This is a genomic window from Acinetobacter sp. YH01009, assembly GCF_013420765.1.
GTDB lineage: Bacteria > Pseudomonadota > Gammaproteobacteria > Pseudomonadales > Moraxellaceae > Acinetobacter > Acinetobacter amyesii.
Map to the genome: position 1 here is coordinate 207,721 of NZ_VOYE01000001.1, position 16,988 is coordinate 224,708.

Genomic DNA, 16,988 nt, shown 5'->3' on the forward strand with positions numbered 1-16,988 from the left:
AAATCGAGAAAACCGAGTGATCAATGCGAGCAACAAAGTGAAACAAACTGGTTAACTGGATGAATACATAACCGTCCATCCTGTGTTTTAAATGTAAAAAAATATCGGAATCTTCATTTAACTTTGCAAGAAAAAATGACCAAATCGACTTCATGATTCATTCATTGTTTACATGATGATTACATCGAAGTCGTAATTAAGCTGAATCCAGAATTTTCACTAAAATCCAAATGTAAGGATTCTTTTCGATATGGCTATTTTTTTAAATATAAGAGTTAACTTTGCCAATAAAATGTGACCAGATATGTCATGCATTCATGCAAATGGAATAAATAGGCTGTTTAACAGCCAGATCATCATTCAATGCCTCGGATACTAGGCTGATCTATGCTTTAGGAAAATGAAGACGGAGAAATGAAGACTAGGCTTGCAGCATTTTTTTGAAATCATTATGGTAAAGGCCATCAATCATTGGCTATTTATTTGAGTGACTCACTTTTGAAATTAGTTTCTACCCACGGTGCGATTCCGGTTCATATTATTTCTGGCTTTTTAGGTGCGGGTAAAACCACAGTTTTACAGCAGCTATTAAAGCAAAAGCCAGCGGGCGAAACTTGGGCCGTACTGATGAATGAGTTTGGGCAAATCGGGGTCGATCAACAGATGTTGCCGCAAGATCAGGGCTTTGCGGTGAAGGAATTATTGGGTGGATGTCTATGTTGTAGCAGCCAACTGCCGATGCAAATTGCGTTGTCACGGTTATTGTCAGAGGTGAAACCCGACCGACTGTTTATCGAGCCAACAGGTTTGGGGCATCCTGGACAACTTTTGGAGCAATTGACTGAGCCACATTGGCATCCGCATTTAGCCATGCGGGCATTGGTGACCGTGGTTGATGGCTCACGCTTACATGATCAAGAGTGGACTTCGCAAAATCTGTATGCCGATCAACTCAAAGTGGCACAAATCGTGGTGGTGTCTCATGTCGATTGTATGAGTGATGCCGATCAAGCTGGTTTGGAACGACTCAAACAAGCGTATTTACCGTATCAGCAGCAATGGATCAATGTTGTCAAAGGTGATTTAAAACTGACACACATTGATCTCGCCTATGTAGGGAGTCCTCGTAAAATTCAGCCTTTATTGGCGATGCAAAAGCAAATGCCGGTTGATGTACCCACAGAAATTAAACAGTTGCCTTATCATTATGTTGAATCCGCTCAGGGCTATAGTGTCGCAGGTTGGAAACTCCCAAAACGTTGGATTTTCGACTTTTTTGAGCTGTTAGATTTACTCTGTGAGCAGCAAGATTGGCTACGGATCAAAGGTATTTTTCAGACAGACCAAGGTTGGAAAACCTTTAACTTTAATCCTGATCAGTTTAATTATCAGTCGAGCGAGGAAAGTATCGATAATCGTGTCGAAATTATTTACCAAACTGAACGTGAATGGCTCGAATTTGAAGATCGCTTAATGCAGTGTCGTATCGATGCCGATAAAGCGGAGAAATAAGTAAATCAACGCAGCAAAAGCTTGCTAAATCTTATATGCTAAGCGCCAAATTTGAGGACTTTACCATGGCGCTAAAAGCTACAATTTATAAAGCAGATTTGAACATTGCCAATATGGATGTACACCAATATGGTGATTATCAATTGACGATGGCTTTGCATCCTTCTGAAACGATTGAACGTTTGATGGTACGTGTCTTGGCATATGCACGCTATGCAGATGAAGCATTAGAATTTACCAAAGATCTTTTCGAAACAGACGAACCAGCGCTGTGGGAAAAAGATTTAACAGGTCAATTGGTGAAATGGATTGAAGTCGGTTGCCCTGACGAAGACAAAGTCAAAAAAGCCAGTGCTCGTTGCCCACACGTTGCTGTGATTACCTATGGTTCTTCAGTAGACGAATGGTATAAACGCAACAGCAAACTGAAAACCCTGAAGAATGTTGAAATTTGGCAATTATCTGAAGCGAGTACAGCTGCCATTCAAGAGTTATGCGAACGAACCATGTCTTTACAATTAAATGTGATGGATGGCGAATGGACTTTGATTGGTGATAAAGCTCAAGCGGTGATTGAATGGACACAATTGCAATAAGCATTTGATGTGATTTAACTCATCACGATGGATGTGAGTTCAGGCTTGCATCCTGACTATAAAATTCGGTATATCTACAAACAATGAGAAAATTTTAAAGATGGGGAGCAGCCGATGTACCCTGATTTTTATTTGTTATTTGTGGCGCTTATGATTGGCGCTGTCATTGGTGCGGAACGTGAGTACCGAAGTAAGTCGGCAGGTCTGCGCACCATGATTATGGTCAGTTTAAGTTCATGTTTATTTACTATCTTATCGTTACGTATCGGCGTTGATAGTCATGATCGAATTGCGGCCAATATTTTGACTGGCCTCGGCTTTTTGGGTGCGGGGGTAATTTTTAAAGATGAAAATCGAATTTCAGGCATTACCACAGCAACTACCATTTGGATGACCGCTGCCTTAGGCATGGCTGCGGGAGCGGGCTATATCGTGCTGAGCTTGATTGGTACGGTGATTGTGCTGATCGTTTTAATTGTTTTGATTTATATTCAAGCGTGGATTGAAGCGAAAAACCAAGCACGGAGTTATCGTATCGTTTGTCACTTTCGACAACAAACGCTGGATGACTATGAAGAGCTGTTTAAAACCTATCAAATGCAAGTGGTTCGTAGTGTGCGACATAAAACTGAACATAAAATCAGTGGGCGTTGGATCTTAATTGGCTCTGCGACAAACCATAGAAAATTAACTCAAGATCTAATGAATGATCAGGATATTCTGGAGCTCAATTTTTAACAGCGTATTTACTACGGCATCCAAAGTAATCCTGTTTATAATAGGGTTTTATTTTGATTGCGGCATTTGAGGTTGAGAGCATGAGCAAAGAATTAGAAATTATTGACTTAGTGGTAGGCGAAGGTAAAGAAGCGGTTAAAGGCGCTTTGATTACAACACACTATACAGGCTGGTTAGAAGACGGCACTAAATTCGATTCATCACTGGATCGTGGTAATTATTTTGAAACGGTAATTGGTACAGGCCGTGTGATTAAAGGTTGGGATCAGGGCATCATGGGGATGAAAGTCGGTGGTAAACGTAAGTTAATCGTGCCATCACATTTAGCTTATGGTGAGCGTAAAATGGGCAGTGTGATTCCTGCCAATTCAAATCTTATTTTTGAGATTGAATTGTATGACGTAAAAACTCGCGATTAATAGATCAATAGTTTTAGATCAATGACATGGACGTTATTGATCAATTGGATAAAATAGTAGTTGTTATTTTTGTCTTTTACCGTAGATTAGAATAATTGCTCGAGTATAAACGCAGGAATCAAAGCCGTTGTCTTTACAGTTGCCTTGCACCAGATTGTTCTGGGTTCTTACCTTTATTATTTTTACATTGGCACTCACTGTATCGACTGCTCAAGCACAGTATGAAACTGCTCCTAAATCGTTTTATTTAAAACATCAAAACGAAGTTAACCAAATCTACTTCACGGAAGACACCAGTAGCCTCTTACAAGGCAAATGGTTGTTTTATCCAAATCAATTTTTAACGTCTCCGAGTTCGGTTCTAGTCGGTCAAACGGTCTATCTGCCTGCATCATTTAAAGACATCACAGGGGACAGTAAAGGTTTTGGGACATTTACTGGACATTTCCAAATCCCTAAACAATTTATTGGTCGACGTATCGCGGTATTGATTCCAAATCAGTACGGTGCGTATCGGGTATTTTTAAATGGTGATGTGATCGTTCGTTTGGGCGAGGTGGGGCGTACTGAAGCAGAACAAAAAACGGAGAATGCACCGCGAATTGCCTATTTTGTGGCACAAGATGAATATTTCACTTTAACCATTCAGGCTTCAAGTTTTAACAGTATGCATGGCGGGTTTGAAAACCCAATGCGTATTGGTATCGCCAAGACAGTAAACCGCCAATTCCAACAACAAATGATGAGTATTGGGATGGTGTCGGGCGCCGTCTTGGGTGTGGGACTATTTACGATCCTATTTTCTGTTTTCCGAGGTTTACGCGGTCGCAATAGCCGAAGTAACTTGGTGTTTGGCTTATTTATTGTCTTTTTAGCACTCCATAATTTATTTTCAGCACCTTATGCCTATACCACTTTTACCGATATCAATTGGTTGTGGGGCACGCGATTAGAATACTTATTTACCTATTTGGCATCGATTTTCTTTTTAAGTTATATCCACTTGCTCAGTCGTCGCTATTTATTTACCTTAAATTATCAGATCGCGATTTTGCTGTTGTCGTTGAATATTTCAGTGACTTTTGTTTCGACGCCTGAAATTTTTCAACCTTTGGCAACTTACAGTTTTGCCTATGTGATCGTTGTTCTAAGTAATTTTGCTTATGGTTTTTACGTAACACTGAAAAAGAAAGAACCGTATTCAAAATTAAATTTAATCGCGGTTATTTTCCTGTGCATTACCTTTTTAAACGACTTTTTGCTGATGATGAATTTGATTGATTCAGTCAATTTATCGTTCATTTCAACCAGTTTGTATGCCTTGTTGATCATGTTTCAGCAATCGCACCATTATGCACAGCAGTCGATGCATACGGAACAGTTGAATAATAGTTTGCTTGAGCTAAACAGTTCACTCGATCAGAAAGTCAAAGAGCGCACCTTACAGCTCCATGAGCTGAATAAAAAATTAGAGCTACAAATTCGTATTGATGCCTTAACGGGGGCATTCAACCGCCGTGCACTGAATGCTGAAATTCAACGCTTATATTCGGAGGTCCGTTTTCATAGTCACCGAACATTGGTCTTTGCGATGTTAGATGTCGATTATTTTAAAAATTATAATGACCACTATGGACATCTTAAAGGCGATGAGGTGTTACAGCAGATCGTGAAAACCATGCAAAACACCCTGCCAAGTTCAGCCTATGTAGCTCGCTACGGTGGAGAAGAGTTTGCCATATTGATGCATGATGTTCCGTATGCGATTGCCCAAGAGCAATTACAATTGGTACTCGAAGCCATGCGTGATGAACAGCTTGAACATGTTAATCGGGGTGATGACAAAAATTATGTCACACTGAGTTTGGGCATGGCATGGATGGATAAGCAAAATGACTTCGAAAGTATCGAAGCTTTAATGAAGCATGCAGACTATTATTTATATATGGCCAAACAGGCAGGACGCGATCAACTTAAGCCTTGATACCATGAATTGTATAGGTTTAAAAACTCTGAGGTGATATCGCTAGTATTCTTTGCCAATCCTTATTTAGATTCATTTATCTTTAAATTCATCTATACAATCATCTTATTTGAAAATCTGTCCCTCTACGAACTTTATCTCTCTACTAGCAGAGTTGTTTGACTAATTTAAGAGGTACATCAGCAGGCTCAAAATCTTGATGTGCGACAAAGCCATATTTTTGGTAAAAGGCGAGTGCAGTATGGGTACTTTCTAGACTGATCTCGGTAATATTCTTTTTCCGGACACAGTGAATCATGTTTAACAATAACGCCTTACCAATGCCTTGGTACTGACGTTCAGGGCAAATATAGTTCAGTAAAATTTGTCCTTGATCACTGACTAAAATAAAGCCGACCACTCGATTATCACTGACGTAGACCCAACTGTCGTTGTAAAGCATCCACATTAGAATATTTGATTGATTTGCCTCCTCAAGCCAAGTTTGAATCACACTTTCATTACGTTGATGGTCCTGGATACATGAACGAATGCTGTTGTGAATCACGTGAATAATTTCGGGTATATCCTGAATTTGTGCTTCGCGTATCATAATTTTTTCTTTTTATAGAAAACTCCAACAGCCTGTCATTTCAGAAGATATCGCCTTGTGCTTAAAGAGGCTTCTTGTTGCGTTTTATGTTTTTTTGCAGCCATTGCGCCGTTGGGTTGGGTTTTTATTTCAAAATTGTTGCAAAATTTACAAATGTATATTTATAAGTTAATCGTTAAATACGGATAAATAACCACATAAATGCATCTAACTATACTGTTTTTAAAGTAATAATAGATCTTTTAGAAATGTATACATACTCAATGATTTCAGCAGGTGTAATAGTTTGAAATAAATTAGCAAAGAAAATAGGCAAGATTTCAGCTTTAAAATAGTTTTGTATGAATTTTAAACGTTATTGTGCGTTATATTAGTCCATAAAAATATTCGATGATTCAAGATGTGCATGCGCGTCATCGGCAGTAGGTTGTTATTATGGTTAATTTTATCATTGTGATGTGTATTCTGATTGCGTTGTCTGCAGCAGGAATCGTGGTCAAAAAAATAATAAAAACAGAAAAATATCGTCAAAAATATACGCGTTACCAAGCACCAAAAAAATCGAAAAGTATCTCTTTAGCATCGAATGATGATGCTATTCGTGACGTCGATCATGTCATTGAAGTAGATGAATATGAACAGCAACTTTTTGATGATATTGCGGAAATTTTCTTTCAACAACAATACAAATTAGATTCGCTACAGGCAGCCGAACAGTTACAAGAAGTTTTTTTACGTCGCATGCCAGTCAATTGTAAAACTCAAATTCGCCAATTAGATCTGAATGAATGGTCGATTTATTGGAGTTTTTACAATCAATCGCTCGAGTATTATTTAGGCCGATACGGTGAGTTTTATACACATGTCGACCGTTTTGGCGAAGAACATAAAATTGAATATCGCTATCAAGACTCCGCAAGTTGAAGCAAAATGCGATCTTGGACTAAATCGAGATAACTCAAATCATCGGTTATTCGGGCCATTAAAATTGCGCCTTCATAATCCGCCAAGCTGATTTTGGCAAGTTGCGCGGCATGTTCGATGCTCATGCATCGCTGAAAAAACACTTCAAAGGCGAGTTGCCACTCGTGAAAGATGGACTGTAATTTCGCAAAAATCTCGGTAGGCAAATGTTGACGTTCCATACTTAATATCCCGACTAAACAACCTAATCCACCTTGGCTAAAAAACTGGATGGCCAGTTGATGGATGTGCGGGTAAGTCTGTTGAGGTGATGCAGTGGATTGCTGTAATTGCTGAAAAATACTGTGCTTTAACTTCACGTGTGTCAGGTTTAAAATTTCCATCAGCAAAGCGTCTTTATTCGGATAGTCATAATAAAACGCAGCTTTTGAGAGTCCACAGGCTTCAGCCAATTTCCCCATGCTGCAGCCCATATAGCCATAGCGTTTAAAGGCGTGTGCTGACTGTAACAACAGATGTTCAGAGGTGTTTTTCCGTGGACGCATGTATCTCTCTATCCGAATAATTCAATGTGCAATGTATGAAGTAAATTGGTCTAGGCGACTAATAGCTCGTTAAACCTTCCAATCACTTCCTGCCATAAGGGTTCAGCACCTTTGCGGAAATATCCCATATGACCAATCTGTTTTAGACCATAATCTTGCGCTTCAATATTGATATAGTGCATTGACGCTTGCGCATAATGCTGCATAAAAGCGTGTCGTGAATTGGGTAATGCCCAGTCATCATCGAGTGCAGCGACCGCATAAATCGGCGTTTGAACAGCAGCATATTGTTGAGATAACTCACTCAGCTCAGGGTCGGCAAAGAAATAGGTTGGGTTTTTACACCAACGGCGCCATTGTTTATAGACATCGACAGGGAGGTCAGCGCCCATATTGAGTTTGCTCCAAGGCAAATATCCTTTGACGGCAACCATTGGCGGAAAAACGATATTCCACATCACATGAACCTTCATTTTTTCTTTAAAGGGCATATAGCCATGCCAACCTACGCCAGTGCCAAAACAATACATGGCACGTATCTGATCGTGATTTGAGGTGAGGCCTAATGCTTGACCGCCATAGGAGTGTCCCACTAGAAAAGTTTCCTGACCGTGTTGTTGCATATAAGCTATGGCACCAGAAAGGTCATAACGTCCCCAGTCGAGGTAGGACATCTTAAAGCCTTTAAGTTTTGACGGTGCAGAACGTCCAATACCACGATAATCAAAAGTCAGTACTTGATAACCGAGTTCTGCGGCATACTCGGCAAATCGACGGTAAAATTGTTGAGGTACACCTGTCGCACTTGAAATAATAATATTGGCCTTAGCGGCAGTATTAGGCCGATATTCAACGCCTGAAAGCGTATAACCATCGGTTGCAGGGAAACTCACGGGTGTACTATGTATTTCTTGCGCTGCTGGTTCTAAATCCGTTGACATAATTTTTCTCTGGATGGGCAGGACGGAAAGGGTTTACTCAGTTTAAATAAAGGCTTACTTGCCCTGAAAATTGGCTGCGCGACGTTGTAGCATGGCCATCACGCCTTCTTGTACATCTTGTGTTTTTAGTAATGGCTGTAAGTGCTGATCTAATTGAGCAAAGGCAGCATCGGCTCCCAAATGCACACCTTGCTGTGCTGCAGCGAGTGTTGCCTGAACCGCCAGTGGTGCAGCCTGCGCAATTTGTTCCGCAAGTTCAATGGCACGAGATAAGGGTGCTTGGTCAGTGATTTCAGTCACCAAGTTCATGTCATATGCCGTTTGCGCATTGAAACGTTCACCTGTGAGTAAATAGCGCATGGCTTTATTCCAACCCGCTGCTTGGACAAAACGAACTGTTGCACCACCAAAAGGAAGAATGCCACGTTGCACTTCCATTTGAGCAAACTCCGTGTGACGCTGTGCGATCACGATATCGGCATTCAGCATGAGTTCAATACCCGCTGTAAAACAGAACCCTTGTACCGCGACCACAACTGGTTTTTTTCGTTGTCGTGAGTTGGTTCCCCACGGATTAATTTGCTGATCAGGAAAATTAAACAGCCCGCTGCCAAGTTTGGGTTGTAGTTCGACCAGATCTAGACCCGCAGTAAAATGATCGCCATGAGCAAAAATCACCGCACAGCGTAAATTTGGATCATCTTCATATTCAGTGAGCGCCAGTGAAAGGTCATGAATTAAATGACTGTCAAACGCATTTCGTTTATCTGCACGGTCCAAACCGATTAAATAAAGATGACCACGAATTTCTCGACTTACACGACCTTGTTGTTCTGACATTTGGATAATTCCTTCTAATTATTCTTTATGCATAGCTAAGTTTTTAAAAGATTGTTAGAAAACTGTCAAAACTGATGCGTTCAAAACATCAAAATCATCGTCTGGTGGATGAGTGGTTTGATTTAAAATTTACAGAGTTGATATGAAATAGTGTGTGATATAGCTTGCCTTTGGGCTGATTTTTTCCATAATAGCTGCAGCTTTTTTAAGGCCCAATCAACCATGTCGAACTTAGAAATATTTGCAGTTATTATTAGCTTAATCGGGGTGAGTTTAACCATTAAGCGAAATATGTGGTGTTGGTGGTTTAACTTTGCAGCTTTTTTGCTGTATGCCTACTTGTTTTATACCTACAAACTTTATGGCGAAACCATTTTGCAGTTTTTCTTTGTGGTGGTGAACTTCTACGGTTTTTATCACTGGTTGAAGGGCAAACAACAAGATCATGACATCCGTATTGAACCGATTGCGACCAAACTCGTGATCTTTCAAATGCTCTTAGCAGCGGTGGGCGGTTTGATTTTTGGTTTAAGTTTGCACTATTTTACCGATGCAGCCGTACCGATTTTGGATGCACAATTGGCCGCGTTTAGCTTACTCGCAACGTATTGGACCAGCCGGAAACATATTGCTACTTGGGTGCTTTGGGTATTTGTCGATATTATCTATGTGGGTATGTTTATATACAAAGACCTGTATCTCACTGCGGCGTTGTATGCTGGTTTTGTGGGCTTGGCGGCATTTGGTTGGTGGCAATGGACACAAGTCAAAAATAAACAGCAGCAACAGGCGATGAAAGCTTTATAAGGATCATTGGGTGATGGCAAAGCTACTTTTAATAGCCGATTCCGAACCCGATGAATAAGTAAAGAGCGTGCAGAGTCATGATTATCGACTTTCAACTTGAGCAGCAACTGCGTTTTGATCGACAAGCTGGGTTTCTATTGCAGCAAAAAGCGAGCTTTTTTCAGTTTGAACAAATAGCAGATGTGTATAACGCTGAATGGCTCAATGCATTTCCACAAGGCACGCAATGTAGCATCAGCGGTTTGGATGATGGTGCAGATGAATACGGCATCCAAATCAGTTACAAACACCAAAGCGTTTTGATCGATTATTCACAAGTAATCAAATTGGTACACCGTGATCGGGATGGTGTGGTGCATAGCATGATCTTAAATTAACAACTTAAATTAAACTGAGATTTATAAAAGCAGTACCACAAAGATTTGTTATAGAAATATAAAAATAAGCGCAAGAAGAAATGAAAAGATATGGGAAGCTATTAAAGCAATGACGCAACTTGATCCCAAAGATTCAACATTTGAAATTTTTAATCAGCTATGTTTTGAACTGTTTCATCATTATGGCTCGCACTGCACGTCTTTTGAACCTAGCGCTTTAATACATGCAAAACCAATGCAACAGCTTCCTGAACAAGCCAGCTTTGATATTTTTAGCCTCGACTTTGGTCATTGGTACGCAAAGTTGTCCTACGCGGAGATGTATTTAAAAATTGATGCGGGCTGGGAATTTCAGCTCGAGTTTAAAGATCAGCATGGGCAAATCTATCAAAAAGTCCTTTAAGGCAGAGTCCAATGAGTTGCAGTATGGCAATTCTGTTTTTTCAGTTTGGTTTCAGGTCAATGACAGCCACAGCGCTTTCCGATTTAATCCAAAGCACAGTTTTAGCAACTGTAGACTGGGCGAAATAAAACAATAAAACCAATATTGACCTGAAGGATTACGAGAATGGCACATCAATTTACCGTCAATGCCACAATTCATGGCGTTTCACTTGAAGATTTTAAACGACTAGCCGCAGATATCAGCTTGCATGAAGCGGTGTGCAAACGCATACCGGGTGAAAATCTAGAAATTTTAGAATCAAAAAAAACAGGTGATATGTATACCTTAAAACGTGCCTATAACTTGGATGTAAATATTCCAGATATTGCCAAGAAGTTTTTAAAAGATGCGTTTCGTCTGAAACGTACGGATATTAGTAATTTGGCGGCATTAACCTCTGACGTCAAACTAGATCCGAACCTACCGCTCGAAGCCAGTTGTAAACGAAGTGTCAGTGGTGATGCAACACAAGTGAGTTTCAATTTGGACTGGACGGTGAAAGTCAAAGTTCCACTGATTGGTGGATTACTTGAAAAACATGCAGAAGGTGAAATTCGTCGTTTTAGTCAGCTTGAGATTGAAATTGTAGAAGATGAATTGCGTAAAAATTTAAAAGCCTGAATTGATTTGAAAGCAAGTTAAAAAAAGCGGTCATTGACCGCTTTTTTATTTTTAGTGCGAAGTTTTTTCAAAACGTTGACGATAAAGCATCGCAGTAAAGAAGGTCACCAAACAGACGCTCCATATATAATACATGGCGCCAATGTTGCTGTATAAACTCAACCATTGAACCAATGGCAAGGTGATACCACCCGCGATGGCATAGGCCAAATTGTATGAAAATGAAATGCCCGAGAAACGAATCTGTGCAGGGAACATTTTCACCATACTATAAGACACCATACCAACCGTGCCTGATGCCAAACCGAGCAGCATATAGAGCGCAAACACGGTCGATGCTGCCACATGGCCCAAGCTGTTATAGAACACGCCCGCAATTATCGCAACAAGGAGGGAACCGAATAACATCACTTTACCCGCACCGAAGCGATCTGCCAAAAGACCTGCCAAGATACAACCGACCATTTGCATCACAATAGCGGCACTTTGCATTTTAAAGGCATCGGCCCGTTCAAAACCAAAGGCGCCCGTGAGTAGATTTGGCATCGCTAAAATCAATACAACAACGCAGCCAGTTAAGAACCATGTAAACAGCATACCAATCACAACGCCTGTTTTGTGCTGTTGCAGCACTTGTTTCACAGGAAGCTCTTTAGCCAATTGTTTCTTTTCTTGCATGGCTTTAAATACAGGCGTTTCTTTTAAATAACTGCGGAGATAGAGCGCAACAAAACCAAAGATTCCGCCTAGAATGAATGGAATCCGCCATGCCCAATCATGGATTTCTGACTCTGTAAATTGTAATGAAATAAACAAAGACATCAGTGCGCCCAATAGGATACCTAAAGATAAGCCAGCAGTGAGTAAGCCATTGGCGATCCCAATTTTTTGCTCAGGCACATGCTCTGAAACAAAAGTCCATGCCGCAGGGATTTCACCACCAATCGCGATGCCTTGAATCACACGCATCAGTAGGAGCAAAAGTGGTGCTGCATAACCAATACTTTCAAAAGTCGGCATCACACCGATCATCAGTGTAGGTAGAGCCATGAGTAAAATAGACAAACTAAATAAACGCTTACGACCAATCAAATCGCCAAAATGCGCCATCACCACACCACCCAACGGGCGGAAAAAATATCCGGCTGCAAAAATACCGTAAGTATTCAGCATCGCCCAAAATGGACTGAGTCCAGTGGGGAAAAACAGTTCCGAAATAATTTTGGCGTAAAACACATAAATGACAAAGTCATAAAACTCGAGTGCGCCACCGAGGGATGACAGTCCGAGGGTACGTTTATCTTGACGAGTCAGGCGTGGCTGAGCTTCCATGCAAATATTTTCCAGCAGCAAATAGCATTTGAGGATTTTAGTGATTCAAATTTTTATTGAATAATCAAACTTTGTTGCCTTATTAAAAACTTATAGTTATGAAAATATCGTGAATTAAGAACAAAATAATATAGATAAAGTCGTATTAACTTAAAGAATGATTGGTGATGGATGGCGTTAAATCTTGGAATATAAATGATAAATATCAATAGTATAGGGCGGTGTGATCTGCTATTTTACTTTGTGCTCTATATAAACCATAAAAGATTCAAAGCCATAGCATGCCGTTGTTTTATACTCAGAACCGATAATAATGCATATTGCATGGTTGTTTTTTTTTAAATAACTGATGTTACGCAGTAACATCAGAAGCGTAATTTGATTCAAATGAAAGAATGATAAGCGGTAACGTCATCCGCAAGTGTTTGAGACAGGACTCCTTCTAATCAAAAATGTTTTTGCGATACTTTGAATAATTTGATACTAGTGAACGAGTTTTGTCGGTGAGGTGCATTGCACCGCAAGATGGTTTCCTTGCGAAGCTTTGCTTCTCATTTTGCCTAATGAGAAACATTGTTTCGTAAGAGTACCTCCAGCCGAAGGCTAATCCCTTTATTTAAATCCTAGATGTAAGACTTCGTCGAATAAACTTAAATATCATTTTAAAAATGCGTAATTACTTTTACGTGCGTAACATCAGTTAAATAATTTAAGCCCGCTAGACTTAAAAAGGATAAAAACATGAGTCATATTGCTGCTGTTGCACAGCGTGGTGAAGCAATTTTGACGCTCACTGCCGCAGAGGTGCAAGCGTCTGAAATAGGTTCTGCATGGTTAATTGCATTGAGCGAAACACTGCATGCCACCATGCTTGAGCGTCAAGGCGTAGGCATTGCGGCGCCGCAAATTTATGTTTCTAAGCGGGTGATTATCGTGGCTTCACGTGCAAATTTACGCTATCCCGATGCGCCTGAAATGGAGGCGATCGTGATGGTCAATCCAGTGATTACATCTCGATCTACGACCACAGTTTTGGGTGAAGAAGGCTGCTTAAGTGTGCCGAATGCACGAGGACAAGTCCCGAGAGCCGAGCAAATTCACGTGCGATATTTGACCCTTCAAGGTGAATTCAAAGAGAAAACCCTGAATGGCTTTCCTTCACGGATCGTACAACATGAGGTCGATCATCTGAACGGGATCTTATTCACCGAGCGTTTAGAATAAAAACCGTGCTATTCCAAAAAGATAAAAGTGACCAATTGAGCTAAAAAAATAGCGGAAAAGTAATTTGAATAGTGGTGTAAGTGAAGTTTAAAGGCTTCAAAGGTTGCACTTTTAACTGTGAAAATAGGCTTTCTTTTTGAAGTTAAAACCTTGTATAACTAGCGAAATAATAAAATAAAAAAGAAGATTAATGGGGAAAAATTGGGGCAATGCTGTCTGTACGAAATGGGGCGTACAATGGCGTAAATTGAAGCATCTTTTGTTTGAGTCAGACTATCTCATCATCAATTGGTCTGACTACGATAAAGGGCGTTTACTTCTCATCTTTGGCATGCTGAGTCAAGTTAGCGTGTTGAAGTGGTGCATCATGAATTTTTATTATTCGACCAATCGGATTTGGTTTAATCCGAGTGAACTCAAGTTCAGGATCATCGTCGCTTGTATAGTCCTACTCAGTTATGGCGTATTGGCAGTACTCAGTCTTTATTTCAAAAAATATTTAAATTTTAGACTGTTTTTTAGCTATTTTGCGCCCGTCCTGTTTGGGATCGGCATGATCTATGGTGGCTATATGATCGGGATCTATAGTCCTGCCACTATGGCGGGGACGGTCAATCTGCTGATGGTCGGTTTGGTTTTTTATCGTCCTGCAATTATGCTCAGTATTACATTTCCGATCACACTGTTTATTGGCTACATTTGCTATCAAACTTCGATTGACCATCTAGAATATGCACCGATTTTCAGCCCAGCTTTAAAACAGAGTGAGTTTTACGACAATGCCTTTTGGCTGATGAGTATGGCGGAGTTGTATTTACCCATATTGATCGTCAGTGCAGTGTTTTTTCAGATTTTGCTTTTACAGTGGCGACACCGTGAACAAAAGATGGAAGTCCTCAGCCGTGTCGATGGGCTGACCAATGTGTTTAACCGACGTTATGTTAGTCATGAACTTGATACACTCAGCAAACAGACACAGCCTGAATTTGCAGTGGTTTTGCTTGATCTCGACCATTTTAAATTGATCAATGACCAATATGGACATGATGCAGGAGATGCCGTTTTACAACGTGTTGCTCAAATTTTAAATGACAATACTCGTGTACAAGATGTGGTTGGGCGTTATGGCGGTGAAGAATTCATTTTAATTCTAAAAAATCAGAGTTTAGAGCAGGCGATAGACGTGGCTGAACGCTGTCGATTGGCAATTTTTGAAGCTGAAACCATGATAGCCAACCATCAAATGTTGAAGATTAGTGCAAGTTTTGGTGTGGCAACAGCAATTGAGGGAACACCGTCTGCTGTGGTCACGCGTATGGCCGATCAAGCGCTGTACATGGCAAAGCAACAAGGTCGTAACCAAGTACGCAGCTTTCGTGAGTTAAACTTGGCAGAAGATTAAATAATTTAAATGATAGTTATGCAGCAATTACAATTTCAGCTCGGATTAGCGCAGCTCCACTTTCAGACCGAGCAAAAGAATATTCATTTTGATCATGGCTTAGCGGCGTGGGTACAAAAATGTGTTCAACAGCGCTTCATCTGTAATGAGGCAGCGACTATTGCAGAATGAACCTGTCGCGAATAACCATATTGTTTTAGATCTGACTAATATTTCTTTGATACACGATGTTGGTGTCCGAATGTTGTTTGAAGGTGTAGATCGTTTAATTGCGGATGGTCATCGCGTGGCAGTGATCGACTCTGAGCATCTTTTGGAACAAAGTCGAAGTCATGCAGGACATGAGGTGGTGGTTCGGGAAGAGTTGAGTCAATATTTGCATCGGTTTGAGCGTTAATTCATAAAACGTGATTTTTGATTTAGGCAAAGTGCTCAAAAGTTTAGTGCTTAGATCGGCTATAATTTTCTTTTTGCGTTAAATTTGCTTATGTCTTTTGAGTTAAAAGTCAGTTTACTCCCGAGTGTTGAAGCTTTATCCCCACAGCATAAAAAGCTGAACAAACTGATTGAGCAAATCGAACAGCAAAAGCAAGACTTACAGCTTTGGCAAAATGCCAAAAGTGAGATTCAGAGTTATATCCAACTGAAACTTGTGCCGATATATCGTGATTTGCATGCGGTGTACTACCGTCAGCTTGCACAGCTTTGGTTGCACATACAGCAAGAAGACTTTGCCAAAGCGGATTTAGCTCAGCTCGATGCCAAGCTTGCGAAATTGGCAAAGCAGTTGAAAAAATCCAATTACTTAAATACTGCCGAACTTGAAAAGGTTGCTGAGGTGGATGTTTTTTATCAGCAGCATCATGCACATAATCAAAAGCCGAATAAAAAAGCTAAGTTGACCCAAACTGAACAGAGCAAAGTAGAAGGTCATTTTGATGTTGAACAAGAAGCTACAGAACAACATGAGTCTTATGAAGAATGGGACAGTGAGCAATATCAACGTGAAAAAGAAGAGCATCAGCGTAAACGGTTAGAGCAAAAACGTGAGCAAACTGAAAAGTTAGTGAATCAATCACTGAAAACCGTGTATTTAAAAATCACCGCTATGATTCACCCAGACCGTGAACCTGATGAAGCTAAAAAAGCGGAAAAAACCGAGTTGCAGCAAGTGGTGAATCAAGCTCATGAAGCACAGGATTTGTTTTATTTATTAAAGCTGCAATTACAGCTTGAAACCAATAAAGGCAAAAGCCCTAAAGCTTTAACTGATGAACATTTAAAGTTTTATAAAACGGCTTTAGAGGCTCAAAGCCAACGCCTAGCCAGTCAGATAGATGACATTACGGATAGTTTTCACTGGAGCGAAAAGCCGAAGCCGAAAAATATGCAGGTGAAAGATGTGTATAAGGTGATTGATGGCGATGTTGCAGTGCTGAAAGAGCAAGTGAAGTGGGAAAAAGAACGGCTGAAATATATGGAGAAGGTGAAAGGGTTGGAAGTGTTGTTGGGGAATGGGGTTTTATAAAATCACCTCTCCCTAACCCTCTCCTGAAAGGAGAGGGGAAATCCATTACATATCAAATTTAAGTTATAAATTTGGATGTATTAGTGGGGCTGAAATTTCATAATAAAAATTAGATTCACAATGAATGTTCCCTCTCCCTATGGGAGAGGGCTAGGGAGAGG

General features: G+C 40.4%; 20 protein-coding genes. 15 read left to right on the forward strand and 5 right to left on the reverse strand.

Annotated elements, in window-relative coordinates:
• Positions 1-498 precede the first annotated feature (498 nt).
• The 5 genes from FTT76_RS00990 to FTT76_RS01010 all read left to right on the forward strand — a co-directional run bounded on the left by FTT76_RS00990 (position 499) and on the right by FTT76_RS01010 (position 5,249).
• Positions 499-1,512 (forward strand): GTP-binding protein, encoded by a 1,014-nt coding sequence (locus tag FTT76_RS00990; protein ID WP_180007544.1) that lies wholly within the window; start codon positions 499-501, stop codon positions 1,510-1,512.
• A gap of 65 nt (positions 1,513-1,577) precedes the next feature.
• Positions 1,578-2,108, forward strand: a complete 531-nt coding sequence (locus tag FTT76_RS00995; RefSeq protein WP_078191423.1) for a YaeQ family protein — start codon at positions 1,578-1,580, stop codon at positions 2,106-2,108.
• Positions 2,109-2,222: 114 nt separating this feature from the next.
• Positions 2,223-2,846 (forward strand): MgtC/SapB family protein, encoded by a 624-nt coding sequence (locus FTT76_RS01000; protein WP_180007545.1) that lies wholly within the window; start codon positions 2,223-2,225, stop codon positions 2,844-2,846.
• Positions 2,847-2,926: 80 nt separating this feature from the next.
• Positions 2,927-3,265: an FKBP-type peptidyl-prolyl cis-trans isomerase gene (locus tag FTT76_RS01005; RefSeq protein WP_180007546.1), complete on the forward strand. Its 339-nt coding sequence runs from the start codon at positions 2,927-2,929 to the stop codon at positions 3,263-3,265.
• A gap of 187 nt (positions 3,266-3,452) precedes the next feature.
• The gene (locus FTT76_RS01010; RefSeq protein ID WP_180007602.1) at positions 3,453-5,249 is read left to right on the forward strand and encodes a diguanylate cyclase domain-containing protein; all 1,797 of its coding nucleotides are present in this window, start codon (positions 3,453-3,455) and stop codon (positions 5,247-5,249) included.
• Between the two features lie 145 nt (positions 5,250-5,394).
• Here FTT76_RS01010 and FTT76_RS01015 read toward each other — a convergent pair whose 3' ends face one another.
• A complete protein-coding gene (locus FTT76_RS01015) occupies positions 5,395-5,841 on the reverse strand; it encodes a GNAT family N-acetyltransferase (RefSeq protein WP_180007547.1) in 447 nt (148 codons plus the stop codon).
• A 435-nt stretch (positions 5,842-6,276) separates the two neighbouring features.
• On the opposite strand from FTT76_RS01015, the gene FTT76_RS01020 reads away from it, so the two are divergent.
• Complete coding sequence (locus FTT76_RS01020; RefSeq protein WP_180007548.1) at positions 6,277-6,765, forward strand: hypothetical protein; 489 nt, start codon at positions 6,277-6,279, stop codon at positions 6,763-6,765.
• Here FTT76_RS01020 and FTT76_RS01025 read toward each other — a convergent pair.
• From FTT76_RS01025 to FTT76_RS01035, 3 genes are read right to left on the reverse strand one after another with little or no spacing between them, the layout of a single operon-like run.
• Complete coding sequence (locus FTT76_RS01025) at positions 6,747-7,310, reverse strand: TetR/AcrR family transcriptional regulator (protein ID WP_180007549.1); 564 nt, start codon at positions 7,308-7,310, stop codon at positions 6,747-6,749. The genes FTT76_RS01020 and FTT76_RS01025 overlap by 19 nt on opposite strands.
• A gap of 50 nt (positions 7,311-7,360) precedes the next feature.
• Positions 7,361-8,251, reverse strand: a complete 891-nt coding sequence (locus tag FTT76_RS01030; RefSeq protein ID WP_180007550.1) for an alpha/beta fold hydrolase — start codon at positions 8,249-8,251, stop codon at positions 7,361-7,363.
• A 54-nt stretch (positions 8,252-8,305) separates the two neighbouring features.
• Entirely contained in the window at positions 8,306-9,091 is a 786-nt protein-coding gene (locus tag FTT76_RS01035; RefSeq protein WP_180007551.1) for a crotonase/enoyl-CoA hydratase family protein, read from the reverse strand.
• 222 nt (positions 9,092-9,313) lie between these two features.
• On the opposite strand from FTT76_RS01035, the gene pnuC reads away from it, so the two are divergent.
• The 4 genes from pnuC to FTT76_RS01055 all read left to right on the forward strand — a co-directional run bounded on the left by pnuC (position 9,314) and on the right by FTT76_RS01055 (position 11,341).
• Positions 9,314-9,898, forward strand: a complete 585-nt coding sequence (pnuC, locus tag FTT76_RS01040) for a nicotinamide riboside transporter PnuC (protein WP_180005315.1) — start codon at positions 9,314-9,316, stop codon at positions 9,896-9,898.
• Positions 9,899-9,975: 77 nt separating this feature from the next.
• Entirely contained in the window at positions 9,976-10,275 is a 300-nt protein-coding gene (locus FTT76_RS01045) for a hypothetical protein (protein ID WP_180007552.1), read from the forward strand.
• Between the two features lie 109 nt (positions 10,276-10,384).
• Positions 10,385-10,678 (forward strand): hypothetical protein, encoded by a 294-nt coding sequence (locus tag FTT76_RS01050; protein WP_180007553.1) that lies wholly within the window; start codon positions 10,385-10,387, stop codon positions 10,676-10,678.
• Between the two features lie 165 nt (positions 10,679-10,843).
• Entirely contained in the window at positions 10,844-11,341 is a 498-nt protein-coding gene (locus FTT76_RS01055; protein ID WP_078192225.1) for a DUF2505 family protein, read from the forward strand.
• 51 nt (positions 11,342-11,392) lie between these two features.
• Here FTT76_RS01055 and FTT76_RS01060 read toward each other — a convergent pair whose 3' ends face one another.
• The gene (locus FTT76_RS01060; RefSeq protein ID WP_180007554.1) at positions 11,393-12,673 is read right to left on the reverse strand and encodes an MFS transporter; all 1,281 of its coding nucleotides are present in this window, start codon (positions 12,671-12,673) and stop codon (positions 11,393-11,395) included.
• Positions 12,674-13,414: 741 nt separating this feature from the next.
• On the opposite strand from FTT76_RS01060, the gene def reads away from it, so the two are divergent.
• The 5 genes from def (at position 13,415) to FTT76_RS01085 (ending at position 16,827) form a co-directional block, all read left to right on the forward strand.
• Positions 13,415-13,897, forward strand: coding sequence for a peptide deformylase (gene def, locus FTT76_RS01065; RefSeq protein ID WP_180007555.1), 483 nt, complete (start codon positions 13,415-13,417; stop codon positions 13,895-13,897).
• A gap of 190 nt (positions 13,898-14,087) precedes the next feature.
• A complete protein-coding gene (locus FTT76_RS01070) occupies positions 14,088-15,299 on the forward strand; it encodes a GGDEF domain-containing protein (RefSeq protein ID WP_180007556.1) in 1,212 nt (403 codons plus the stop codon).
• 18 nt (positions 15,300-15,317) lie between these two features.
• Positions 15,318-15,470 (forward strand): hypothetical protein, encoded by a 153-nt coding sequence (locus FTT76_RS01075; RefSeq protein ID WP_180007557.1) that lies wholly within the window; start codon positions 15,318-15,320, stop codon positions 15,468-15,470.
• A complete protein-coding gene (locus FTT76_RS01080; RefSeq protein WP_180007558.1) occupies positions 15,460-15,696 on the forward strand; it encodes a hypothetical protein in 237 nt (78 codons plus the stop codon). Before FTT76_RS01075 ends, FTT76_RS01080 begins: the two co-directional genes overlap by 11 nt.
• A gap of 90 nt (positions 15,697-15,786) precedes the next feature.
• Positions 15,787-16,827, forward strand: a complete 1,041-nt coding sequence (locus FTT76_RS01085; RefSeq protein WP_180007559.1) for a molecular chaperone DnaJ — start codon at positions 15,787-15,789, stop codon at positions 16,825-16,827.
• Positions 16,828-16,988 lie beyond the last annotated feature (161 nt).